This is a genomic window from Streptococcus parasanguinis (assembly GCF_040908565.1).
Classification (GTDB): Bacteria; Bacillota; Bacilli; order Lactobacillales; family Streptococcaceae; genus Streptococcus; species Streptococcus parasanguinis_AC.
The window spans coordinates 45,220-68,260 of sequence record NZ_JBDGEA010000010.1; the positions used below are offsets into that span (position 1 = coordinate 45,220).

Sequence of the window (23,041 nt, forward strand, 5' to 3'; positions counted from 1 at the left end):
GTTTTTCCTGTTTGTCTTTTTACTTGGCTTTTTGGTATAATAGACCAAGTAGAAAATTAGAAAGATTTGTGGGTGTCTAACAGTCCAGTGGGGTGTTTTGATACCCAAAGAGGTATTAGTGTCATGTCTCAATCTTATATCAATGTTATCGGTGCGGGCCTTGCGGGCTCGGAAGCGGCTTTCCAAATTGCCCAACAAGGTATTCCGGTCAAGCTTTATGAAATGCGTGGAGTCAAATCTACTCCGCAACACAAAACAGACAATTTTGCTGAGCTAGTTTGTTCCAACTCTCTTCGTGGGGATTCTCTAACCAATGCTGTCGGGCTCCTCAAAGAAGAAATGCGCCGTTTGGGTTCTGTCATTCTTGAAGCAGCGGAAGCGACTCGTGTGCCAGCCGGTGGAGCACTTGCTGTGGACCGAGAAGGTTTTGCTACTCGAGTGACGGAGAAGGTATCCCAACATCCGCTCATCGAAGTGATTCGCGATGAAATCACTGAATTGCCGACAAATGCTATCACAGTGGTCGCAACGGGGCCTCTAACCAGCGATGCCTTGGCAGAAAAGATCCATGCCCTTAATGGTGGCGATGGTTTCTATTTCTATGATGCAGCAGCTCCAATCATCGATGTCAATACTGTCGATATGAACAAGGTTTATCTCAAGTCTCGTTATGACAAGGGAGAAGCGGCGTATCTCAACTGCCCAATGACCAAACAAGAATTTATGGATTTTCACGATGCCTTGGTTAATGCAGAAGAAGCCCCGCTCAACTCTTTTGAAAAAGAAAAGTATTTTGAAGGTTGTATGCCCATTGAAGTCATGGCTAAACGAGGCATCAAAACCATGCTCTATGGTCCTATGAAGCCAGTCGGACTCGAGTATCCAGATGACTACAAAGGGCCACGTGATGGGGAGTTTAAGACACCCTATGCAGTTGTTCAGTTACGTCAAGACAATGCGGCAGCTAGCCTATACAATATCGTCGGCTTCCAAACTCACCTTAAATGGGGTGAGCAAAAACGGGTTTTCCAAATGATTCCAGGTTTGGAACATGCGGAGTTTGTGAGATACGGCGTCATGCACCGCAATTCCTACATGGATTCTCCAAATCTGCTTGAACAAACTTATCGTTCTAAGAAACAAGCTAATCTCTTCTTTGCAGGTCAAATGACAGGGGTAGAAGGCTATGTGGAGTCAGCTGCCTCAGGTTTGGTAGCTGGAATCAATGCAGCTCGCCTTTTCAAAGGAGAAGAAGCAGCGATTTTCCCTGAAACGACAGCCATCGGAAGTCTGGCTCACTATATCACTCATGCCGACAGCAAGCATTTCCAACCCATGAATGTCAACTTCGGGATTATCAAAGAGCTAGAAGGACCACGCATTCGGGATAAAAAGGAACGTTATGAGAAAATTGCCGAACGTTCTTTACAAGATTTGGCTCAGTTTATGGAAAAATAACCCAATAAAGGAAAAAGTTTGGAGAAAATCCAGACTTTTTCTTCTAAAAATGGTATAATGAATAAAATTTAGAATATAGAGAGTTTTCTGACAATGAACAAATCCTATTTTTATTTAGATATGAAGACACACGAGTTGAAAGTGCCTTATACCGGAAAACTCCGTCGTGTGCGAGTCTTATTACCTAAGAATTATGAAACGGATACAGATAGACGTTACCCTGTGGTTTATTTCCACGATGGGCAAAACGTTTTGTACAGCAAGGAAGCTTATGCGGGTCATTCCTGGAAAGTCATTCCAGCCATTAAGCGGAATCCAGATATTAGTCGCATGATTGTTGTTGCGATCGATAATGATGGTTTCCAACGCATGAACGAATACTCTGCCTGGAAGTACAAGGAATCCAATATTCCTGGCATGCAATTTGGTGGCAAGGGAGTTGAGTACGGCGAATTTGTCATGGAGGTGGTGAAACCTTTTATCGACCAAGAATACCGGACTCTTGCTGATCGAGAACATACGGCCATGATTGGTTCTTCCTTGGGGGGAAATATTACTCAATTCTTGGGATTAGAGTACCAAGATCAAATCGGTTGTTTAGGGGTCTTTTCATCCGCTAACTGGCTACACCAAGATGCCTTCAATCATTATATCGAACGCAAAAAATTATATGCAGATCAACGCATCTACATCTATGTGGGGACTGAAGAGGCGGATGATACAGATAAAACTTTGATGGCAGGAAACATCAAGCAAGCCTATATTGATTCATCTCTTCGTTACTATCATGATGTCATTCAACAAGGAGTAGCTTTAGAAAATATCGCCATTCGGATTCAGTCTGGGGCTATCCACCATGAAGAAGCCTGGGCAGAGCATTTACCGGAATGTCTTCGTTTCTTAGCAGAGAAGTGGGACTAGAAGCTTTTAAAGTTTTATAATAAAGAAAGAGGGAACCTATGAATATTGAACATCTAAGCCACTGGAGTGGCCAACTGAACCGCGAAATGTATCTAAACCGTTATGGACATGCAGGGATTCCTGTAGTGGTCTTTGCTTCATCAGGTGGAAGTCATAACGAATACTATGACTTTGGTATGATTGATGCCTGTGCTCAGTTCATCGAAGAAGGACGGGTTCAATTCTTCACCCTTTCCAGTGTCGATAGTGAAAGCTGGCTTTGTGATTGGAAAAACCCACACGATCGAGCTGAAATGCATCGCACTTATGAACGCTATGTGATTGAAGAAGCCATTCCTTTTATCAAACACAAAACAGGCTGGTTTGACCCGATGATGACAACTGGCTGTTCTATGGGGGCTTACCACGCGCTCAATTTCTTCTTGCAACATCCAGATGTCTTCAACAAAGTGATTGCCTTGAGTGGTATCTATGACGCTCGTTTCTTTGTTGGTGAGTTTGGAGGGGATGAAGCTATTTACCAAAACTCTCCATCTGATTATATCTGGAACCAAAATGATGGTTGGTTTATCGATCGTTACCGTCAGGCTGAAATCGTTGTTTGTACTGGTTTAGGGGCTTGGGAGCAAGACGGGCTTCCATCTTTCTACAAACTGAAAGAAGCCTTTGATCACAAAAACATTCCCGCTTGGTTCGCTGAATGGGGACATGATGTAGCCCACGATTGGGAATGGTGGCGCAAACAAATGCCATATTTCCTAGGCCAAATGTATCTATAAGTGAAAAGGGAGGAGACCTCAATGAATTATATCGTTATTTCACCATATTACCCACAAAACTTCCAACAATTTACAATCGAACTGGCTAATAAAGGGATCACTGTCTTGGGAATTGGTCAAGAGCCATATGAACAGTTAGATGAGCCATTGCGCAATAGCTTGACAGAGTATTTCCGAGTTGAAAATTTGGAAAATCTGGACGAAGTGAAGCGTGCGGTAGCCTTTCTCTTTTACAAACATGGTCCAATCGATCGTATCGAATCCCACAATGAGTATTGGTTGGAATTGGATGCGGCGCTTCGGGAGCAATTCAATGTCTTTGGTGCCAAGCCAAAAGATCTGAAGAAAACCAAGTTTAAATCCGAAATGAAGAAACTCTTCAAGAAGGCTGGAGTTCCTGTCGTTCCAGGTGCTGTGGTAAAAGCAGAAAAAGATATCGACAAGGCTGTGAAGAAGATTGGGTTGCCATTGATTGCCAAACCTGACAATGGAGTAGGTGCAGCAGCGACCTTTAAACTTGAAACACCAGAAGATGTAGATCATTTCAAGGCAGAATGGGATGGACATACGGAGTACTTCTTTGAGAAATTTGTCACTTCTAGCGAGATTTGTACCTTTGATGGTCTGGTCGATCGTGATGGCAACATTGTTTTCTCAACGACTTTTGACTATGCTTATACGCCACTCGATTTGATGCTCTACAAGATGGATAACTCTTATTATGTCCTTAAAGAGATGGATCCAAAATTGCGTCAATACGGGGAAGCCATTGTCAAAGCCTTTGGCATGAAGGAACGTTTCTTCCACATTGAGTTCTTCCGCGATGGGGATGACTATATTGCGATCGAGTACAATAATCGCCCTGCAGGTGGCTTTACCATTGATGTCTACAATTATGCACATTCTATCGATTTGTACCGTGGCTATGCTGCCATCGTAGCAGGGGAACCCTTCCCAGCTTCTGAGTTTGAGCCCCTTTATTGCTTGGCAACTTCTCGTCGTGCCAATGCAGCCTATGCTCTGTCAGAAGAAGAAGTTTTGGCTAAATACCGTGATCAATTCCGTGTGAAAAAAGACATGCCAGCGGCCTTTGCGGAACTTCAGGGAGATTACCTCTATATGCTTACAACACCTAGTCGTGAAGTAATGGAACAAATGATTCATGACTTTGGTCAACGCCAATCATAAGATAACGACCGGTAGGATAGGATCCTATCGGTTTTTTGCTTATCCGTATTAAAAAACGACTTTGTGAATCTTTTATATAACAGTTTGGGAATTCATATCTATCAGTATTCTAGACGGATTAGTTTGTGAAAGGAAATGAGCATTTGTTTTGACAGTGTTTTCATAGTGAGATAGAATAAAATAGTATGAATAATTGCTTAGAAAGGCGAAATAATGGCAACATTAGATAAAAGTCTCTTATTGGAAATGTTCCGTAAAATGGAAGAAATCCGTCGCATGGACTTAAAAATTGCACAGTTAGTAAAAAAAGGGAAAGTGCCAGGAATGACGCACTTTTCTGTTGGGGAAGAAGCAGCTAACGTTGGAGCGATGTTGGCTTTAAACGACGATGATTTGCTGACATCTAACCACCGTGGTCACGGTCAAGCGATCGCTAAAGGTATCGACCTGAATGGCATGATGGCTGAAATCCTTGGCAAGTATACTGGTACTTGTAAAGGGAAGGGTGGCTCTATGCATATCGCTGACCTTGATGCTGGTAACCTCGGTGCCAACGGTATCGTCGGTGGTGGTATGGGGATTGCTGTAGGGGCTGCCCTTACTCAACAAATGCATAAGACTGGTAAGATTGTTGTCTGCTTCTTTGGGGATGGTGCAACCAATGAAGGTGTCTTCCACGAAGCGGTCAATATGGCTTCCATCTGGAACCTACCAGTAATTTTCTACTGTATTAATAATGGTTACGGAATCTCTGCTGACATTAAGAAAATGACCAATATCCAGCACATTCATGAGCGTAGTGCTGCTTACGGCATTCCTGGAATGTTTATTCCTGATGGTAACAACGTCATTGATGTCTATGAAGGATTCCAAAAAGCTGTTGAACACGTCCGCTCCGGTAAAGGTCCTGTCTTGATCGAAAGTGTCACCTATCGTTGGCTTGGTCACTCTTCATCTGACCCTGGTAAATACCGGACTCGTGAAGAAGTCGAAGAGTGGAAGAAGAAAGATCCGATTGAAAATCTTCGCAAGTATCTCCTTGAAAATGAAATTGCGAGCGCAGAAGAATTGGATCAGATTCAAGAAGAAGTGAAAGAAGCCGTTGAAGCTTCAGTGAAATTTGCGGAAGAAAGCCCATTCCCTCCACTCGAATCAGCTTTCGAAGATATTTACGCAGACTAAGGGGGAGTAGAGAATTATGGAAACTAAATTAATGTCTTTCCGCGATACCATTATCCTTGCTATGTCTGAGGAAATGCGTCGCGACGAAAATGTATTGTTGATGGGGGAAGATGTCGGAGTTTTTGGTGGAGACTTCGGAACTTCCGTAGGGATGCTAGAGGAATTCGGTCCAGAACGTGTTCGTGACTGTCCAATTTCGGAGGCTGCTATCTCAGGTGCTGCAGCTGGTGCAGCCATGACCGGACTTCGTCCAATCGTTGATATGACCTTCATGGATTTCTCAGTGATTGCCATGGATGCTATTGTCAACCAAGCTGCGAAGACGCGTTACATGTTTGGTGGAAAAGGGCAAGTACCGATGACCATTCGCTGTGCTGCCGGTAACGGAGTTGGATCTGCAGCTCAACACTCCCAATCTTTGGAATCATGGTTCACCCATATTCCTGGTTTGAAAGTTGTTGCTCCAGGAACTCCAGCGGATATGAAAGGACTTCTCAAGTCTTCTATCCGTGATAACAACCCCGTTATCATTCTTGAGTACAAATCAGAATTCAACCAAAAAGGGGAAGTTCCTGTTGATCCCGACTATACTATTCCACTTGGTGTCGGAGAAATCAAACGTGAGGGTACTGATGTCACTGTCGTAACTTACGGGAAAATGCTTCGTCGTGTCATGCAAGCAGCAGAAGAATTAGCTGAAGAAGGCATTTCAGTAGAAGTAGTAGACCCACGTACCTTGGTTCCACTTGATAAAGAGATTATTATTAATTCTGTTAAGAAAACAGGGAAAGTCGTCCTTGTCAATGACGCCCATAAAACAAGTGGTTATATCGGTGAAATCTCAGCTATCATTTCTGAATCAGAAGCATTTGATTACCTGGATGCACCCATCCGTCGTTGTGCGGGGGAAGATGTGCCAATGCCTTACGCACAAAACCTTGAAAATGCAATGATTCCAACAGTTGAAAGCATCAAAGATGCCATTCGGAAAACGTATAATAAAGAATAGTACATAACATAAATTATTTTATGTGAATGAAATTCGTTTTTCTTTCTCGTTTTTTATCTGAAAAATGCGACATGAGAGAGTCGAATCGATGGTATTCGACGAACGAATTAGTAAGTCTACTAGGTTGACCGCCTGATAGCGGCAACCGTAGCAACTTGAGATACGCATGTATCCAAGTTGCTTGTAGAACTGAACTCGGGCTAAAGTCTGTGTGAAAAAGATAAACTTTCCTAGAAACTAAAGTTTCTTCGTCAAGTTTCCTATTTTCACTTTGACTTTTGACGCCCTTAGTATCTTATAATTGAATCCGGACGGAGGCCTGTGAAAAAAAGATAGATTTCCTTGTGTTCATCGAACACATCGTCAATCTCCTATTTTTTCTTTGTCCTCTTCGTCCTTGATATCTTAGTATAGAATAGGAGAGGTCATGGCTGATGAAAAGCTAAGAGCGACTCCTGCGGCTAGAAAATTAGCGGATGATCTAGGGATCAACCTCTATGATGTTTCTGGTTCAGGCGCAAACGGTCGTGTCCACAAAGAAGACGTGGAAACATATAAAGACACAAATGTGGTTCGCATTTCACCACTTGCAAAACGAATTGCTTTAGAACACAATATTGCTTGGCAAGAAATCCAAGGAACTGGTCATCGTGGCAAGATCATGAAGAAGGACGTCCTTGCTTTCCTTCCTGAAAATATTGAGAAGGATACCATTAAGTCACCTGCTCAAATCGAGAAGGTGGAGGAAGCTCCAGATAATGTGACACCTTATGGTGAAATCGAGCGAATTCCGATGACACCAATGCGTAAGGTAATCGCTCAACGGATGGTAGAATCTTACTTGACAGCACCAACCTTTACATTGAACTATGACGTTGATATGTCTCAAATGTTGGCCCTTCGTAAGAAGGTATTGGATCCAATCATGGAAGCAACTGGCAAGAAAGTCACTGTAACAGATTTGCTTTCTCTTGCGGTTGTTAAGACCTTGATGAAACACCCATACATCAATGCGTCATTGACGGAAGATGGCAAAACCATCATCACTCACAACTATGTCAACTTGGCTATGGCGGTTGGGATGGACAATGGTCTGATGACACCTGTTGTCTATAACGCAGAAAAGATGACTTTATCAGAGTTGGTGGTAGCCTTCAAGGACGTTATCGGACGTACCTTGGATGGTAAGCTTGCTCCAAGCGAATTGCAAAATTCAACTTTTACCATCAGTAACTTGGGGATGTTTGGTGTTCAATCTTTTGGACCGATTATCAACCAACCAAACTCTGCCATTCTTGGGGTTAGCGCAACTGTTGAAAAACCAGTTGTAGTTAATGGTGAAATCGTCATTCGTCCAATCATGAGCTTGGGCTTGACCATTGACCACCGTGTTGTCGATGGTATGGCTGGTGCCAAATTCATGAAAGACTTGAAAGCCTTGATTGAAGACCCGATTTCAATGTTGGTCTAATCAACGAGAGAGAATAGAAACAAGAAAAAGAGGGAAATAAAATGGCCTTAGAAGTAATTATGCCAAAAGCCGGCGTAGATATGACCGAAGGACAAATCGTTCAGTGGAATAAAAAAGTCGGCGAATTTGTAAAAGAAGGAGAAATTCTCCTTGAAATCATGACAGATAAAGTTAGCATGGAATTGGAAGCTGAAGAAGATGGCTACTTGATTGCTATCTTAAAAGGGGACGGCGAGACTGTTCCTGTAACAGAAGTTATCGGTTATCTTGGTGAAGAAGGGGAGAACATCCCAACAGCTGGTGCAGCACCAGAAGCGAGTCCTGCACCAGCTGCAACAAGTGCTTCAAATGATGACAATAAGAGCGATGATGCTTATGATATCGTAGTGATCGGTGGTGGTCCTGCTGGTTATGTATCTGCTATCAAGGCAGCTCAATTGGGTGGTAAGGTTGCCCTTGTTGAAAAATCTGAACTTGGTGGAACTTGCTTGAACCGCGGATGTATCCCAACTAAGACTTACCTACACAACGCTGAAATCATTGAAAATATCGGTCATGCGGCAAACCGTGGGATCATCATTGACAATCCTAGCTTCACGGTTGATATGGACAAGGTTCTTGAAACTAAGAACAAGGTCGTAAATACTTTGGTTGGTGGTGTTGCAGGACTTCTTCGTAGCTACGGAGTTGATGTTCATAAGGGGATTGGTACCATTACGAAAGATAAGAATGTCTTGGTCAATGGTTCTGAATTGCTTGAAACGAAGAAGATTATCCTTGCTGGTGGTTCTAAAGTCAGCAAGATTAACGTTCCTGGTATGGAGTCCTCCCTTGTCATGACGAGTGATGACATCTTGGATATGAATGAAGTCCCAGAAAGCCTTGTGATCATTGGTGGTGGGGTTGTCGGTATCGAGCTTGGTCAAGCCTTTATGACCTTTGGTTCAAAAGTAACTGTTATTGAAATGATGGACCGCATTGTTCCAGCTATGGATGCGGAAGTATCTAAGAACCTTCGCTTGATCCTCGAACGCAAAGGTATGACGATCTTGACAGATACTAAACTGCAAGAAATCATTGAAGAAGATGGCAAACTCCGTATCAAGGTTGAAGGAAAAGACGATATCATTGCAAACAAAGCTCTTCTTTCAATCGGACGTGTTCCAGATCTTGAAGGAATTGGTGAAGTGGAGTTTGAATTAGACCGTGGTCGTATCAAGGTCAATGAATACATGGAAACATCTGTTCCAGGTATCTATGCGCCAGGTGATATCAATGGTACGAAGATGTTGGCCCACGCTGCCTTCCGTATGGGTGAAGTAGCGGCTGAAAATGCCCTTAAAGGAAACCACGCTGTTGCCAAATTGAACTTAACTCCTGCAGCCATCTACACACTTCCAGAAGTTGCCGCTGTTGGTTTGACAGAAGAACAAGCTCGTGAGAAATATGATGTCCAAATCGGTAAGTTTAACTTTGCGGCGAACGGACGTGCCATTGCATCAGATGCAGCTCAAGGATTCGTTAAGGTCATTGCAGACAAGAAATATGGTGAAGTTCTTGGAGTTCACATCATTGGTCCAGCAGCAGCTGAATTGATCAACGAAGCTTCTACCATCATTGAGATGGAAATCACTGTAGAAGAAATGCTCAAGACCATTCATGGTCACCCAACCTTCTCAGAAGTGATGTACGAAGCCTTTGCGGATGTACTTGGAATGGCAGTTCACTCACCTAAGAAGAAATAATATTATTCTTTCAATTAGATTTTCTTAAAGTAGTACGGACGGCAGCGACCTCTCATAGAGTTCCATGCCTAAAAATTGAGCCACTTGTCTCAATTTTTCCGAGAAATGTAACGAGTTATCGTTACATTTCTTTTTACTACTTCAGAAAATTTAAGTGAAATTCAACTATTTCTGTCTAATGCTCATCTTGCTATGAGTAGGATTTATAAAACGAATTTTTGGAATTACTATGAAATACATTATTAATTATTCAAATGATACAGCTTTTAATATTGCTTTAGAAGAGTATACTTTTAAGCATCTATTGGATGAGGATCAAATCTTCCTTCTTTGGATTAACAAACCATCGATCATTGTTGGTCGCCACCAAAATACCATCGAAGAAATTAACCGTGACTATGTTCGTGAAAATGGAATTGAAGTAGTCCGTCGAATCAGTGGTGGTGGAGCTGTTTACCATGATTTGAACAACCTTAACTATACCATCATTTCGAAAGAAGATGAAAACAAGGCCTTTGACTTCAAGAGCTTCTCTACTCCAGTTATCAATACTTTAGCTGAACTTGGTGTTAAAGCTGAATTTACAGGCCGTAACGACTTGGAAATCGACGGTAAGAAATTCTGTGGGAATGCCCAAGCCTATATCAATGGCCGGATTATGCACCATGGTTGCCTTCTTTTTGATGTGGATTTGTCTGTCCTTGCCAATGCTCTCAAGGTGTCTAAAGACAAGTTTGAGTCTAAAGGGGTTAAATCGGTTCGTGCTCGTGTGACCAATATCATCGACGAGTTGCCAGAAAAGATCACGGTTGAAGAGTTCCGTGACCTGCTTTTAGACTACATGAAGAAAGAATACCCTGAGATGACTGAGTATGTCTTCTCAGATGAAGAATTGGCAGAGATCAACCGTATCAAAGATACTAAGTTTGGAACTTGGGACTGGAACTATGGGAAGTCACCTGAATATAACGTTCGTCGTGGCACTAAATTCCCTAGCGGTAAGGTGGAAATCTTCGCGAATGTCATTGAATCCAAAATCCAGGACATCAAGATTTATGGAGACTTCTTTGGTATCGAAGACGTAGCAGCAGTAGAAGATGTCCTTCGTGGTGTCAAATACGAACGCGAAGACGTTCTTAAAGCCCTACAAACCATTAACCTAGGTCGTTACTTCGCAGGAATCACTGCAGAAGAAATTGCTGAGGCAGTGGTGGAATAAAGTCATAAGAGATTCGCAGAAGCGGATCTTTTTTTGAAACTAGTTTCACATAAAAATTATTGTTTTACTAAGGATTTTGTAGTATAGTAAAGGTGGAAAAGTGTATTCGCTTACAGAGAATGTAACTGTAATTTGTAAAACTCAGTAATTATTAAACAACGAAATTAATTGACTAGCTAGGTATTACTTTCCTTTTCTGCTTTAGAAAGTGTGATGATATGAAACGTGTCTTTATTATTTTATCAAACCTTTTCATCTCTAGCTTTTTGATTTGGATTGCCTTTATTTCTCCAAATATGGTTATCCACCGCAGTCTTCCGGTAGTAGGTGTGGTAAGACAAGATAAGAGCGTCACATATGAAGAGTTATCTTCCAGTTTAGACCGCTTGGCAAGGGAAAATCATAGTATAATTGCTAGTCAGATACAAAGAACAGATTCTAAGGGTCAGGTTGTTTTCACCTATGATATCTACGGAGAGGGAAAACTTCCTCTTGGAATTAAAAGAGAGAAGAAAGAACTGGCTGCCAAAGAAAGCCTGCTAACGAATTATTATGTATTAACAGGTGAATTGGAAACTGAAAAGCTGGATCAAACTCTTCATACTCTTGGTTTCTCACAAACTTTTATTGAGAAACCGAATCCTCTGCAGACCTTAATTGCCTTTTTTGGCTCAGGTTCACAATCACTTGCCTTGGTTATTTTTATCATTAGTTTTAGCTCTTTGACGATTATACAAAAAACACTTGAAATGAGAAGTGCTGGGATTCGATATATTTCAGGAATGAGACGCTTGCAAGTTCTCGGACATTCTCTAAAAGATGATAGTATAGAGTTGCTTTTGGGATGTATTGGCGCAAGTATAATGGGTGCTGTTCTGATTTATTGTTTTCAATTGACACCTTTTTCCTATTCCATCGTCATTTTCAGTAGTATTATTTACAATGGTATTTTACTAATTTTATCTGTTTTCTTATCCTTCCTCTTTGCATATAGTATTCAAACGATTCATTTAGTTCCCCTTTTAAAAGGGAAGGTTCCATTGAAGCGAATTTTGGTTTTCCTCTTTATTTGTCAATTTCTCGCTGTGGCATTAATTGGCCTTGCGATTCATCGAATCAGTATTTATGGATCAGTCTGGCAAACTCACCAAGAGGGAAGTGAGGCTTGGTCAAAACAGTCGAATTGGGTCCAAATTAGTACAAGTCGGGAGGATTTTTCACAGAAAACAAACAAAGAGACGCAAATTGAGGACAGAGCAAAATGGTCTAAGCTCATCGAGTCTGGTATTGAAAATGGTGGTCTTTTAGCTTACCATCACCTCGTATTTTTTAGTCCAAAAGGAGTTATGACGGATCCTAGTACAGGTAAAGAGTTTTCAATCACAGATTACGATCCTCTTGCCAATAGCCTGTATGTCACTCCAAATTATCTTGATATCCAAAGGATCTCAGTTTCCCCTGAGGAAAAAGAGCGCTTGAATCACTTGCAAGCTGGAGAATTTGGACTCTTGCTCCCTGAAAAGTTGAAGGGTCAAGAAGAGGAGCTGAAAAAACGGTATGAAGATTATCTGACTCCTAAAGATGAACAAGGAAAGGGTCAGTTGCCCATGAAAGCACGGGTGACCTATCTTCCTAACAACCGAAAACGCTTTATTTATAACAATACCCCTATGAACTATCAGCAATTCTTGACCGATCCGATTTTAGTGGTTATTCAACCTGAAAGTTTTGGAGGCTATGTGAATCCATATTTCACCGATCTAAATTCCTACCTTTATTTTAATGGACTTCAGAATAGTAAGAAGCTAATCGCTGAGTATAATCTTGAAAAAAGTGTTAGTCAGTACGACTATGCAGTGGACGTTTACCAGCAAATGGCCCAAAACATACAAATAGAAAATCTCATGGCGATTGCAGGAGGAGTCTTTGGTATAGCAACATCTGTTCTTCTTTTTAACACTATGAATTTCCTATATTTTGAAGAGTTTAGAAAACAAATCTTCTTGAAGAAGATTGCAGGTCTGGGATTTGTAAACATTCACCAAACGATTTTGCTCTCAGAAAGTGTCCTCTTACTATTAGGAAGCTTCCTGGTATTCATTCTCACTTCAGAATGGTGGATTGCTCTTGTCACTCTCTTGCTATTTCTTACTAATGCTTGGTTTATTCTCCTGTACCGGTCTCATAAAGAAGACCACTTGTTAGCCACTGTACTGAAAGGAGCCTAATATGATTAGCGTAGAACATTTAACCAAATCATTTGGCCAACGAACGGTCTTTCAAGATTTGAGCTTGCAATTTACAGAAGGTAAGGTCTATGCTCTGATCGGAAATAGCGGGTGTGGTAAAACAACCTTGCTTAATATTTTGGCGAAGATAGAGCCTTATGAAGAAGGGAGTATAAGCTATCAAGGGCAAGAACTGAAACAAATCAAACAGCATCACTTCTTTAAGCGTGAATTAGGTTATCTCTTTCAAAACTTTGGCCTACTTGAAAACGAGACGATCGCTACAAATTTAGATTTGGGATTGATTGGGCAAAAATTAACGAAAAAAGAGAAGAAGCAGCAGGAAGAAGAAGTGCTCAAAAAAGTAGGATTGGCTTACCTTGCTCTGGATCAAAAGATTTATGAATTATCTGGGGGAGAGGCGCAACGTGTCGCATTAGCTAAAGTTATTTTAAAAGATCCACCTTTAATTTTGGCAGATGAACTAACTGCAGCACTGGATCCAGAAACCTCACAAGAGGTGATGGACTTGCTCTTAATGTTAAAGAATCAAGAGCGTATAATCATTATTGCAACCCATAATCCAGTAATTTGGGAAAAAGCTGACGAAGTGGTAAAACTCAACTAGTCCATGGCTGAAGAATGGTAGAATTTTTTATATTAACTAGGTTGCAAATAATAAAGATGTTTCATTTACCTTTGAAAATAAAAAACATAAGAAGATATTTTCTACTTCACAGGCAGAAACCTCCATATATCGCAATATTTATCTCACATATATGGGAGAAAGAAGAAGTGAGGAGCGTGTTAAATCTCAATATTATTTGTGGGATTTAAGACATCAGATTCATTATTTATATGATCATGGACCAATTTTGCTATCAGATAAAGGAATTTTATGGATTCAATTCAAAAAGAAGTATAGTGAGATTCCAAAAGGTGAAATCTATCGAAATGAATACTCCGTAATGCGCTATCAGGAATGGTAGAAAGGAGAAAAATCATGAGAAAAGTTCATTTATTTCTTGTATTTCTAGCTTTGCTTGGTTTATCTGGCTGTACAGAGACACCAAAAGAAAGTAAAACAAGTCCTTCCAGCTCTCGTAAGGTCACATCTGCTTCATCAACAAGAGTCAGTGTAGAAACAAAGGAACGTACAGAACCTAATCCTCCAATGCCAGCAGAGGTAGCAGAGCGATTAAAAATTAAGGAAGGTGGCGCAGAAGCAGGAACTCAGCAAACTTTGCCATCTTCAAGCGAGGAACAAGCCTCATCGCAAGAGAATACGCAACCTTCTCAGTCGGTCAAACAAGAAACATCGTCAAAAGAGAATCAAGGGGTCCGAAAACTATTGCCTATTCCTCTAAAACTTCAAGAAGAATGGTATTTCTGTGCTCCGGCGACAGTCCATATGATGCTGGCTAGTCGAGGGGTTAGCGTCTCTCAACATCAATTGGCTAAGGAAATGGGGACTTATAATCCCTATGGGACTCATAATCGAGATGCGATTCGAGTCTTGAATCAGAATCTATTTGGCTATCCAGAACCAAGTAGAAACCAAGCAGGTTATCGACTAGCTACTGTAACAGACGCTCGTCCAGATTCTGAAGATATCCGAATCTTTAAAGAACGCGTGCGCAAAGATATTGATGATGGCTATCCTCTCTATTACACCTTCAATGTGGCACAAATCTATCCTGGAAAAAGTGGGGAACATAATGTTGTTGGAGTTGGCTATGAATTGACAGCAGATGGCAAGGACATCTCAGCAATCTATTATTTAGACCCCGATAAACATGTACAGGATCCTAGCTATGGAGGTTTGAAGAAGCTGACACCAGAGGAGTTGTTAGCAGCAATGGCTACGTGTGGTGAGAAAAATTATGCCTGGTGAGAAAATATAGTCGTAAAACGAAAGTTAGTTCATGACACGGTCTCTTTTCTTGATATTCAAAAATAATGAGAGTAAAATATAGAGGAAATCTGAACAAAAAAGAGGATCATATTCGATGATGAAAATTCCAGTGGAAAAACTTGGTCTATTTGAACAGTTAGATCGTATAGTAGTGGCTTTTTTTAGCAAGCAACAATCTTCCAGTCCTTACGATTTAAATGTCAGTATTACACAAGAACACCTTGACCGGAAAAAGCAAGAGCTCGAACCATTAGGCTATCAAGCTGTCCAACTACCATTAGGAATGGCTTTAGATAATATCATCCAGCAACTTCATTATCAAAATTTAATCCTTGGCGGACTTGCTCCCGACGAAATTATAGTCAGCAAAGAAGAATTAATGCCTTTGAAAGATATTGTGGACAGTTTTTGTATTATGTACGCTGCAGCGAATAACAGACTGGAAAATAGTAAGGCTTATGAATTAATGAAAGATAAGACAGTTTATTTTATTGGTAAACTATTTACAGATATTCCAAAAGCCGGTGATGAAATTGCTTATTTAGGAATTGATCGAATAGCGAGCGATGGCACACCATATGAAGCAGTTAAATGCTTTTTAACGGAAGAGAGTGCAGAGAAGTTCAATGGTGAAAAAAGACCGGTCACCCCTGCAAACTTGGCCTATCTAAAATCATTCTGGGGAAAACCAGTCATTATTGAGCCACACCGTAATTATTGGATCGAATTTTTATAGAAAGAATAAAAGAGCGTAAGATACCATAAAAAAGTCCTACGCTCTTTTTCTAACACCAAAATATTACATAATTTATATTATGTACCTTATAAACTATCCAAGGCATTTTTCTGCTCATCATTAACGATATGCGTATACAAGTCGGTAACTTGTGTGCTAGCATGTCCTAGTTGATGGCTGACCAAAACTTGGGATTTGGTTGCATCATAGAGGCGAGTTGCTAGTGTATGGCGCAGTTTGTGGGGGGTCACGCGCACTTTGAAGTCCTCTGAATACTTGGCGACCATTTTTTCAACACTAGAAGCATCAATTCGGTTTGGAACACCTCGATACAAGGTTAAGAATAGAGCTGTATCAGTCTTTTCTGTCTTGTAACGTTTGTCTCGGATAGCAAGATATTGCTCCAGATAAGGCTTAGCAAAGGCAGCAACATTGACTGAGTCTCGTTTTCCACCTTTTCGAGTGACGTCAATGACCATCATCTTAAGATTGAGGTCACGAAGGTCTAGGTTAACGGCTTCAGAGAGACGGACGCCAGAGGCGAGAAGGAGTGCGATAATGGCTAAATCTCGCTCTTTATTCTTATTAAAGGAGGATAAGGCGCGATTTGAGAGTGTTTGCGGGTACTCCTGGTCGATGTAGTTAAGAAAACCTTCTGTTTCATCCCCTAAAAAGAGCTTTTGTTTGATATTTTCAGCTCGGGCCGCCAGGGTTTCTTTCTTTTTCTTGGTAGCAACCTTCTTCATGACGTTGCGGTAGAAATAAGGTTCTCCTTGCTCATTTTCAACTTCCTCAGTCAAATACTTATAGAGACTAGATAGTGCAGAGAGGGTACGGTTAATGGTCGTTTGGGAAACCCCGTTTTTCGTTGTATTGGCATTGAGCAGAGGACGTTCACGTAAGTAAAGAATAAAGGATTCCATGTCTTTCTTGGTCATGTGCTCCAGAACGTCTAAAGGGATCTCGGCCATGGTATCAGCATCCGATATACCAGATTCCAAAACCCAGGTGAAAAATCGATCGTATTCCTTTAAGTATTCGTACAAGGTCGTAAAACTGTAGGGAACGGCCAGTTTCGATTGGTAATATTCCAATACGTACCAGGGCATGACTTGTTTGAGTTTATCAATCCGTTCTAATAAGATCTCGCGTTTCATGTTTTTCTCCAAATCTTTCTATACTAGTAGTATAGCATAGCCAGATATATTTTTCAAGAAAATTATAGTTTTTCGGAAAGATGTTATAGGGGATCTATAGGAATGTTTTGTATCGCTTTCTATAACGAAGATAACCAAAAAAATTTTTTAAGCCAATTATACTTAATTATGTACTTTATTTAAGTGAAAACTAAATATTTTTTCAAATGTACATTTTCTTATGTTATTCAATAACTAATCGTAAAAAAGAGTTCTACATATAAATAGAACTCTTATAATCTGGCATATTTCGCTTACTCTCTAGTTATTCTTTAATGCTTCTTTAATTTCACCGATTGTTGCTGATACAGTTTTATCTTGAAATGATTTTACTTCTTTATTGCCATCTTTATCAATTGTTTCAACTGGGTTACTGTAATCGTTGGTTGAGCTAGTTGAAAATCCACCTGAATCGTCCGCAATAATTAGTTGATCATCGGGTAGGTTTAAGAAATATTCGTTAATTTCTTTTTCTGACTTGTTTTTTAGAAGTTCCTTATAAATTTCAATTGTTTGATTTTCTTTTTGAGCACTTCCTAACGAATTGGCAATAACAGGGTTTAATAAAGCAAATGAAATTAATCCCACAGTCAAAATAGTTAATGTTAAAGGTAAAATTTTTTTAGTCATTTTTTAAACCTTCTTTCTTTTAATTTATTAAGAGTATACTAACCAGTTGGTTTCTTACTTAGAATGCTTATGTTACAGCAAATCTCCTTTCTGGGTAAATCTCTACCCTACCCAACTTAATTATATTCATGAATACGTTAGAATTCAATTTATTGTATGTGAAACTAGTTCCACATTTTGAACTTTCAATTTTTTTTACATTAATTATTATTGAAAAAAATGTACAAATAGATTTCTTAGATTAGATGATATAATGTACTAAATAACATACAAAATAACACTCTAAAATAATGCACAAAACAAAAATAAAGTACACTACTTAAAGAATATACTTTATGCTTCTATTTCAGTTGTATCAATCGTTTAAGCCTTGTTAAGTCAATTGTACATAAACTTTTAGTTTTACTGTATGTCTTTTTTAACAAAACAATCAGCAAATCTCACGGATCTACTGATTTTTTTCTTCTGTATCTTATTTTTCTACATATCGAAAGGAAATCTTGCTACCACAAAGCCAATTGTACACACGATCATTGACTTGAACATTCATAGCTTCATGGGCATATTCTGGCATGATTAAATGCTCTTTTGGACCTTCTAATCGATTATAAATGGCAAACTGCGTCTCAGGATAACAAACATCATCATCTAGCCCTGTAATCATGTGAACCTGTCCTTTAATGCGATGGGCAAAATTTTTCACATCAATATAGGCTAATGTCTCCATGATTTGGTTTTCCGTTTCATGGAATGGATCATGGAATTTGAAATAACGGAAAAGCTCGTCATAGGCTTCACTGGTGTTTCCAATCTCTATTACACGTCTGAAATCCGATAAGTATGGATAAATAGCTACCGTTCGCTGAATTCTTTGATTCAATCCGGCAGCTACCAGGGCCAAGGCACCACCTTGAGAGGCTCCATAGCTGGCGAGTTTGCTGTTGTCAACTTGAGGAAAGCTAGCTACAATTTCAATTAACTGGTAAAGATCTAAGTAGACATCCTTATAAAATAGCTCATCTGGACCTTCCACAGCTCCGCGGATAATCTGTCCTTTAACAGTATTTCCAAGTGGTGATCGATCTCCGTCTGTTGAATAGCCTGATTGACCTCTTACGTCCATAGATACAACACCATAGCCGGCTACTGTATAAGGCAGCATATCAGCCCAATCCCAACAACGGCCCATATAACCATGAAAATGGAAGATAACTGGAACCTTTTGATCTGTTTTTGGGAAAACAACCCGCGCATAAACAAGACCATCTCGTGTTCCTTTAAAGGTTAATTCATAACAAACAACATTTGGAATGCTGAAATTTTGCTCTTTGAGCTTGTATTCAGGAAGTTCAGCAATGTTTGCTAAGGATTGATCCCAAAAAGCATCAAAGTCTGCGGGAACTTCATCACGCCCCCTGTAATCCTTCATTAATTCTAGTAATTTAGGATCTTTCATAAAATCCTCCATAGGTATATGTAATCGCTACCAAGAATGTACCATATTTACTTAAGGATTGCAAGAGACAAACAAAAATTACATAACCGAAATTATGTAATTTACTTATAGATTCAAAAATAGACTTAATTGTTTCACTAGATCTGGATTAGTGGGTAAAGCTGAATGATGAGCCTTGCGTCCTTTTAAATTCACTTCTGTATAGGCTTGTTTCTCAAAAATAGATTGTGCTGCTTGAGCACTAGAGAGGGGAACGATACCATCTGATGTTCCAGAAAAGCTACCGACAAAATTAAGGACCTCTACTTCTTTTTCTAAGCGATGCTTCCGTGTCTGAAACTCGTCATACATTTCTTGATTGAATTGGTATGGACTACCAATAATAACCAGCTTCCTTACGGTCAGCTTTTTCTTTTCTAAAAAGCCACTTTCCAATAAACCAGTCAAAACCAGTCCCCCATTGGAGTGCCCGACTGCCTTGAACTCTGTAAAATAATAGTGATCAAGAAGATAGGTAAGAGCGATCTTAAGGGATTCGATTTGCTGCTTGATATTGCTGTAGCCATCTCGATTGTTCTCAAAGCCAATCACAATCATCGGATTCGGCTCTTTCGTATTCAGTCTTCCTTCCATCTCTATAGACTCATCTTTATTGACTTTTATTTTTAAGAGACTCTGTTTTTTTCTAGAAAAGCGATGGAGCATACGAATTGTTCCATTGAAACGCTGAATACTAGCTGAACTTCCAGGTACAAAGATGATCGGTCTGATCGGTGGTTTCTTCGACCCTTTAGGAAATTCAAAGGGCTTTCTGTGCGAAGAAAACAGTCTTACAAAGAAGCGAATGACTTGTTGAAATAGTTTTTTTAACATCTTTCCTCTAGTAGCAGTTTCTAAAAGAACCCAGAACAGTGTGTTCCAGGCCCTTATTAGAAAGAACTATTTCCGTTTTTTCTTATTTTTACGCATTTGTTTGGCCATCTTGTTCATCGCCCGTTTCATCATAAATTCACCGGCTTTTCCTTTGAGACCACCGCCAAACATTTGGCTCATATCAGGCATTCCAGCGCCTCCGCCAAGAGCTGATAAGTCAGGCATGCCACCTTGTCCCATCATCCCTTCGAGGGCTGACATATCAGGCATGCCACCAGGCATATTCTTCGGCAGATTATTTGGATTGAGTCCCATTTGTTTCATCATCTTGTTCATATCACCAGAGAGGACACCTTGCATCATCTGTTTGGCTTGGTTAAAGTCCTTGATGAATTTGTTCACTTCGACAAAGCTGTTTCCTGAACCAGCAGCAATCCGACGACGACGGCTAGGGTTCAACAAATCTGGATTTTCGCGCTCAGCTGGGGTCATGGATGATACAATGGCGCGTTTCCGAGCAATTTCTCGTTCGTCGACCTTGAGGTTCTTCATGGCTGGATTGTTGGCCATACCTGGAAGCATCTTGAGCAGATCTTCCATTGGACCCATATTTTGAACTTGGTCTAATTGATCAATAAAGTCATTGAAGTCAAAGGTATTTTCCCGCATCTTCTCAGCGAGTTCAATGGAGCGCTTCTCATCGTATTCTTGAGAAGCCTTCTCAATCAGCGTCAGCATATCCCCCATACCGAGGATCCGACCAGACATGCGGTCTGGGTGGAAGGTTTCGATATCAGTGATTTTTTCACCAGTACCAGTGAATTTGATTGGCTTCCCAGTAATCTGACGAACAGAAAGGGCTGCACCACCACGGGTATCCCCATCAATCTTGGTCAAGATGACCCCGGTCACTTCGAGTTGTTCGTTAAACTCACGCGCCACATTAGCCGCTTCTTGACCGATCATGGCATCCACAACTAAGAGGATTTCATTCGGCTCAGCAAGAGCTTTGACATCGCGCAACTCGCCCATGAGTTTTTCATCGATTTGCAGACGACCGGCCGTATCGATCAAGACATAGTCATTGTGGTTGGCTCTTGCTTGCTCCAAACCTTGACGTACGATCTCGACTGCAGGGACTTCTGTACCGAGTGAGAAGACAGGGACATTGATCTGTTGACCAAGCGTCTTCAACTGGTCAATGGCTGCTGGACGATAGATATCGGCCGCAATCATCAAAGGACGTGCATTTTCTTCCTTGACCAATTTGTTAGCCAATTTACCAGCAAAAGTTGTTTTACCAGCCCCTTGAAGACCGACCATCATGATAATGGTTGGAATCTTTGGAGATTTGATAATGTCTGCTGTCTCAGAACCCAAAATGGCTGTCAATTCTTCATCGACAATCTTCACGATTTGTTGGGCAGGGTTGAGGGTTTCAATGACCTCATGCCCTACGGCCCGCTCCCGGACGCGTTTGATGAAGTCTTTTACAACAGGAAGGGCAACGTCGGCCTCTAAGAGGGCTAGACGAATCTCTTTGGTTGCCTCTTGGACATCCGCTTCAGAGATTTTCCCTTTCTTACGAAGATTTTTAAAGACGTTCTGTAAACGTTCGGTTAAACTTTCAAATGCCATACTACTTCTCCTATTACAGGTATTTTAATCTTGTTTATTCTCGGTTATCAATGCTAGATAAGACTGCGATCTGCTCTTGCAGATAAACGTCATCAGGATACTTGTCCGAGATCTGGTCGAAAATCTGGCTGCGTACAATGTAGTCCGAGTACATGTGCAACTTCATCTCATAATCCTCTAGGATTTTCTCCGTCCGCTTGATGTTATCATAAACAGCTTGACGGCTCACTCCAAACTCTTCCGCAATCTCAGCCAAGCTGTAATCATCGGCGTAATAAAGCTCGATGTAGTTCATTTGCTTGTCCGTCAAGAGCGCTGCATAAAATTCAAAGAGCGCATTCATTCGGTTGGTTTTCTCAATTTCCATACTTTTCATTATATCAAAAAAGCCCGCTAAAGACTAGCGGGACTTGATGCTTTTTACGTTGAAATGAGAGGAATCATCATCAGAGTTTCAGTGCCAACATATTGACCGTCATCCCTGCCGCAGTTCCCATCAAGAAGATGGTATCTCCCTCCTTCACATAGCCATGATCAAGCGCATATGCTAAACCGAAAGGCACGGCTACCGAAACCATATTTCCATAATCGCTGACAATATTGAGATACTTGTCTTTTCCAACTCCCAATTTGTCCATGACGAGTGGCAAGGCCCTGCTAGCTTGATGGGGAATAATATAGTCTACAGCATCTTTATAAATGCCCGATTTCTCTTGGAATTCTTGGAACATTTCTGGAATAACACGAGCAGAAAGTAAGAGAATTTTCTTCCCTTTCATGTCAAACATAAAATCAGTCTTAGTTGTTTCAGAGTACAATTTCGGATGATAAGCTGTCAAACCACCCCGAATTTCAGTATCATGTGCTCCCTCAGACCAGGTACGTTGCATGCTGGCAATGATTCCTTTGTCTTGGCTTGTGGCTTCAAAAATAAAGGCAGCTGCTCCATCGCTAAATAATTCAAAACTCTCTTTTTGTTTAGGATTAAGGCCAAGACTTCCTACTTCACTGGATACAATGAGAACCCGTTGGTATTCACCACCTTCAATCAGATAGGAAATGGTGCTTAAGGCTGATACAAAACTAGTACAGGTGGTATTAATATCCATGGCTGGAATCGTCAGTCCCTTGGCCACGCGCTCATGGATCAAAGCAGCCGTACAAGGAATAGGCTGAACGCCAACCGCACTAGCCGAAACCAGGCAGTCGATATCTGTCATTTCAAGCCCTGCATGTTTTAAAGCAGCTTCAATCGCACGCGACGCAAGATCAATCTGCGTTTCTTCTCCTTCTTTCACCCGGTAACGAGTCTGGTCTTTGAAGGTCACTGTATGAGCCGGAAGCGCTGTTCCATAGCCTTTAATTTGCAGATGTCTTTTTACTGTAGTCATAGGATT

The 23,041-nt window shown here is 40.7% G+C and carries 20 protein-coding genes; 13 read left to right on the forward strand and 7 right to left on the reverse strand.

What is annotated here, in order from left to right:
• Nucleotides 1-123: 123 nt before the first annotated feature.
• The 13 genes from trmFO (at nt 124) to AB5Y61_RS06310 (ending at nt 15,851) form a co-directional block, all read left to right on the forward strand.
• Nucleotides 124-1,458: a methylenetetrahydrofolate--tRNA-(uracil(54)-C(5))-methyltransferase (FADH(2)-oxidizing) TrmFO gene (gene trmFO / locus AB5Y61_RS06250; protein ID WP_368403537.1), complete on the forward strand. Its 1,335-nt coding sequence runs from the start codon at nt 124-126 to the stop codon at nt 1,456-1,458.
• A gap of 93 nt (nt 1,459-1,551) precedes the next feature.
• Nucleotides 1,552-2,379 carry an alpha/beta hydrolase gene (locus AB5Y61_RS06255; protein WP_031573204.1) on the forward strand — a complete coding sequence of 276 codons (828 nt, stop codon included), beginning with the start codon at nt 1,552-1,554 and terminating at the stop codon, nt 2,377-2,379.
• A gap of 38 nt (nt 2,380-2,417) precedes the next feature.
• Nucleotides 2,418-3,158, forward strand: coding sequence for an esterase family protein (locus AB5Y61_RS06260; RefSeq protein WP_368403538.1), 741 nt, complete (start codon nt 2,418-2,420; stop codon nt 3,156-3,158).
• Nucleotides 3,159-3,179: 21 nt separating this feature from the next.
• Complete coding sequence (locus AB5Y61_RS06265; RefSeq protein WP_368403539.1) at nt 3,180-4,346, forward strand: acetyl-CoA carboxylase biotin carboxylase subunit family protein; 1,167 nt, start codon at nt 3,180-3,182, stop codon at nt 4,344-4,346.
• A 213-nt stretch (nt 4,347-4,559) separates the two neighbouring features.
• The gene (locus AB5Y61_RS06270; protein WP_049497866.1) at nt 4,560-5,528 is read left to right on the forward strand and encodes a thiamine pyrophosphate-dependent dehydrogenase E1 component subunit alpha; all 969 of its coding nucleotides are present in this window, start codon (nt 4,560-4,562) and stop codon (nt 5,526-5,528) included.
• 16 nt (nt 5,529-5,544) lie between these two features.
• Nucleotides 5,545-6,537 carry an alpha-ketoacid dehydrogenase subunit beta gene (locus AB5Y61_RS06275; RefSeq protein WP_003011072.1) on the forward strand — a complete coding sequence of 331 codons (993 nt, stop codon included), beginning with the start codon at nt 5,545-5,547 and terminating at the stop codon, nt 6,535-6,537.
• A gap of 427 nt (nt 6,538-6,964) precedes the next feature.
• Nucleotides 6,965-8,008, forward strand: coding sequence for a dihydrolipoamide acetyltransferase (locus AB5Y61_RS06280; RefSeq protein WP_368403540.1), 1,044 nt, complete (start codon nt 6,965-6,967; stop codon nt 8,006-8,008).
• Between the two features lie 41 nt (nt 8,009-8,049).
• Nucleotides 8,050-9,753: a dihydrolipoyl dehydrogenase gene (lpdA, locus tag AB5Y61_RS06285; protein WP_368403541.1), complete on the forward strand. Its 1,704-nt coding sequence runs from the start codon at nt 8,050-8,052 to the stop codon at nt 9,751-9,753.
• Nucleotides 9,754-9,982: 229 nt separating this feature from the next.
• Nucleotides 9,983-10,972 carry a lipoate--protein ligase gene (locus tag AB5Y61_RS06290; protein WP_368403542.1) on the forward strand — a complete coding sequence of 330 codons (990 nt, stop codon included), beginning with the start codon at nt 9,983-9,985 and terminating at the stop codon, nt 10,970-10,972.
• Nucleotides 10,973-11,190: 218 nt separating this feature from the next.
• The gene (locus AB5Y61_RS06295; protein WP_368403543.1) at nt 11,191-13,200 is read left to right on the forward strand and encodes a DUF1430 domain-containing protein; all 2,010 of its coding nucleotides are present in this window, start codon (nt 11,191-11,193) and stop codon (nt 13,198-13,200) included.
• Between the two features lies 1 nt (nt 13,201).
• Complete coding sequence (locus AB5Y61_RS06300) at nt 13,202-13,828, forward strand: putative bacteriocin export ABC transporter (protein ID WP_368403544.1); 627 nt, start codon at nt 13,202-13,204, stop codon at nt 13,826-13,828.
• A 375-nt stretch (nt 13,829-14,203) separates the two neighbouring features.
• Entirely contained in the window at nt 14,204-15,094 is an 891-nt protein-coding gene (locus AB5Y61_RS06305; protein ID WP_368403545.1) for a C39 family peptidase, read from the forward strand.
• Between the two features lie 115 nt (nt 15,095-15,209).
• Nucleotides 15,210-15,851, forward strand: coding sequence for a hypothetical protein (locus AB5Y61_RS06310; protein ID WP_368403546.1), 642 nt, complete (start codon nt 15,210-15,212; stop codon nt 15,849-15,851).
• An 86-nt stretch (nt 15,852-15,937) separates the two neighbouring features.
• Here the strand turns inward: AB5Y61_RS06310 and xerS are convergent, their stop codons facing one another.
• The 7 genes from xerS to AB5Y61_RS06345 form a co-directional block, all read right to left on the reverse strand.
• Complete coding sequence (gene xerS / locus AB5Y61_RS06315) at nt 15,938-17,008, reverse strand: tyrosine recombinase XerS (protein WP_003001539.1); 1,071 nt, start codon at nt 17,006-17,008, stop codon at nt 15,938-15,940.
• A gap of 300 nt (nt 17,009-17,308) precedes the next feature.
• Nucleotides 17,309-17,677: a hypothetical protein gene (locus AB5Y61_RS06320; RefSeq protein ID WP_006596364.1), complete on the reverse strand. Its 369-nt coding sequence runs from the start codon at nt 17,675-17,677 to the stop codon at nt 17,309-17,311.
• A 472-nt stretch (nt 17,678-18,149) separates the two neighbouring features.
• On the reverse strand, nt 18,150-19,133 hold the full coding sequence (locus tag AB5Y61_RS06325) for an acetylxylan esterase (protein ID WP_368403547.1): 984 nt from the start codon (nt 19,131-19,133) through the stop codon (nt 18,150-18,152).
• A gap of 105 nt (nt 19,134-19,238) precedes the next feature.
• A complete protein-coding gene (locus AB5Y61_RS06330; RefSeq protein WP_368403548.1) occupies nt 19,239-20,006 on the reverse strand; it encodes an alpha/beta hydrolase in 768 nt (255 codons plus the stop codon).
• Between the two features lie 66 nt (nt 20,007-20,072).
• Entirely contained in the window at nt 20,073-21,644 is a 1,572-nt protein-coding gene (ffh, locus tag AB5Y61_RS06335) for a signal recognition particle protein (RefSeq protein ID WP_368403549.1), read from the reverse strand.
• Nucleotides 21,645-21,678: 34 nt separating this feature from the next.
• The gene (locus AB5Y61_RS06340) at nt 21,679-22,011 is read right to left on the reverse strand and encodes a putative DNA-binding protein (RefSeq protein WP_368403550.1); all 333 of its coding nucleotides are present in this window, start codon (nt 22,009-22,011) and stop codon (nt 21,679-21,681) included.
• A gap of 79 nt (nt 22,012-22,090) precedes the next feature.
• A complete protein-coding gene (locus AB5Y61_RS06345) occupies nt 22,091-23,035 on the reverse strand; it encodes a 3-oxoacyl-[acyl-carrier-protein] synthase III C-terminal domain-containing protein (RefSeq protein ID WP_368403551.1) in 945 nt (314 codons plus the stop codon).
• Nucleotides 23,036-23,041 lie beyond the last annotated feature (6 nt).

Coding starts and splice junctions, on each gene's coding strand:
- trmFO (WP_368403537.1), top strand. CDS start 124: ATGTCTCAATCTTATATCAATGTTATCGGTGCGGGCCTTGCGGGCTCG.
- AB5Y61_RS06255 (WP_031573204.1), top strand. CDS start 1,552: ATGAACAAATCCTATTTTTATTTAGATATGAAGACACACGAGTTGAAA.
- AB5Y61_RS06260 (WP_368403538.1), top strand. CDS start 2,418: ATGAATATTGAACATCTAAGCCACTGGAGTGGCCAACTGAACCGCGAA.
- AB5Y61_RS06265 (WP_368403539.1), top strand. CDS start 3,180: ATGAATTATATCGTTATTTCACCATATTACCCACAAAACTTCCAACAA.
- AB5Y61_RS06270 (WP_049497866.1), top strand. CDS start 4,560: ATGGCAACATTAGATAAAAGTCTCTTATTGGAAATGTTCCGTAAAATG.
- AB5Y61_RS06275 (WP_003011072.1), top strand. CDS start 5,545: ATGGAAACTAAATTAATGTCTTTCCGCGATACCATTATCCTTGCTATG.
- AB5Y61_RS06280 (WP_368403540.1), top strand. CDS start 6,965: ATGGCTGATGAAAAGCTAAGAGCGACTCCTGCGGCTAGAAAATTAGCG.
- lpdA (WP_368403541.1), top strand. CDS start 8,050: ATGGCCTTAGAAGTAATTATGCCAAAAGCCGGCGTAGATATGACCGAA.
- AB5Y61_RS06290 (WP_368403542.1), top strand. CDS start 9,983: ATGAAATACATTATTAATTATTCAAATGATACAGCTTTTAATATTGCT.
- AB5Y61_RS06295 (WP_368403543.1), top strand. CDS start 11,191: ATGAAACGTGTCTTTATTATTTTATCAAACCTTTTCATCTCTAGCTTT.
- AB5Y61_RS06300 (WP_368403544.1), top strand. CDS start 13,202: ATGATTAGCGTAGAACATTTAACCAAATCATTTGGCCAACGAACGGTC.
- AB5Y61_RS06305 (WP_368403545.1), top strand. CDS start 14,204: ATGAGAAAAGTTCATTTATTTCTTGTATTTCTAGCTTTGCTTGGTTTA.
- AB5Y61_RS06310 (WP_368403546.1), top strand. CDS start 15,210: ATGATGAAAATTCCAGTGGAAAAACTTGGTCTATTTGAACAGTTAGAT.
- xerS (WP_003001539.1), bottom strand. CDS start 17,008: ATGAAACGCGAGATCTTATTAGAACGGATTGATAAACTCAAACAAGTC.
- AB5Y61_RS06320 (WP_006596364.1), bottom strand. CDS start 17,677: ATGACTAAAAAAATTTTACCTTTAACATTAACTATTTTGACTGTGGGA.
- AB5Y61_RS06325 (WP_368403547.1), bottom strand. CDS start 19,133: ATGAAAGATCCTAAATTACTAGAATTAATGAAGGATTACAGGGGGCGT.
- AB5Y61_RS06330 (WP_368403548.1), bottom strand. CDS start 20,006: ATGTTAAAAAAACTATTTCAACAAGTCATTCGCTTCTTTGTAAGACTG.
- ffh (WP_368403549.1), bottom strand. CDS start 21,644: ATGGCATTTGAAAGTTTAACCGAACGTTTACAGAACGTCTTTAAAAAT.
- AB5Y61_RS06340 (WP_368403550.1), bottom strand. CDS start 22,011: ATGGAAATTGAGAAAACCAACCGAATGAATGCGCTCTTTGAATTTTAT.
- AB5Y61_RS06345 (WP_368403551.1), bottom strand. CDS start 23,035: ATGACTACAGTAAAAAGACATCTGCAAATTAAAGGCTATGGAACAGCG.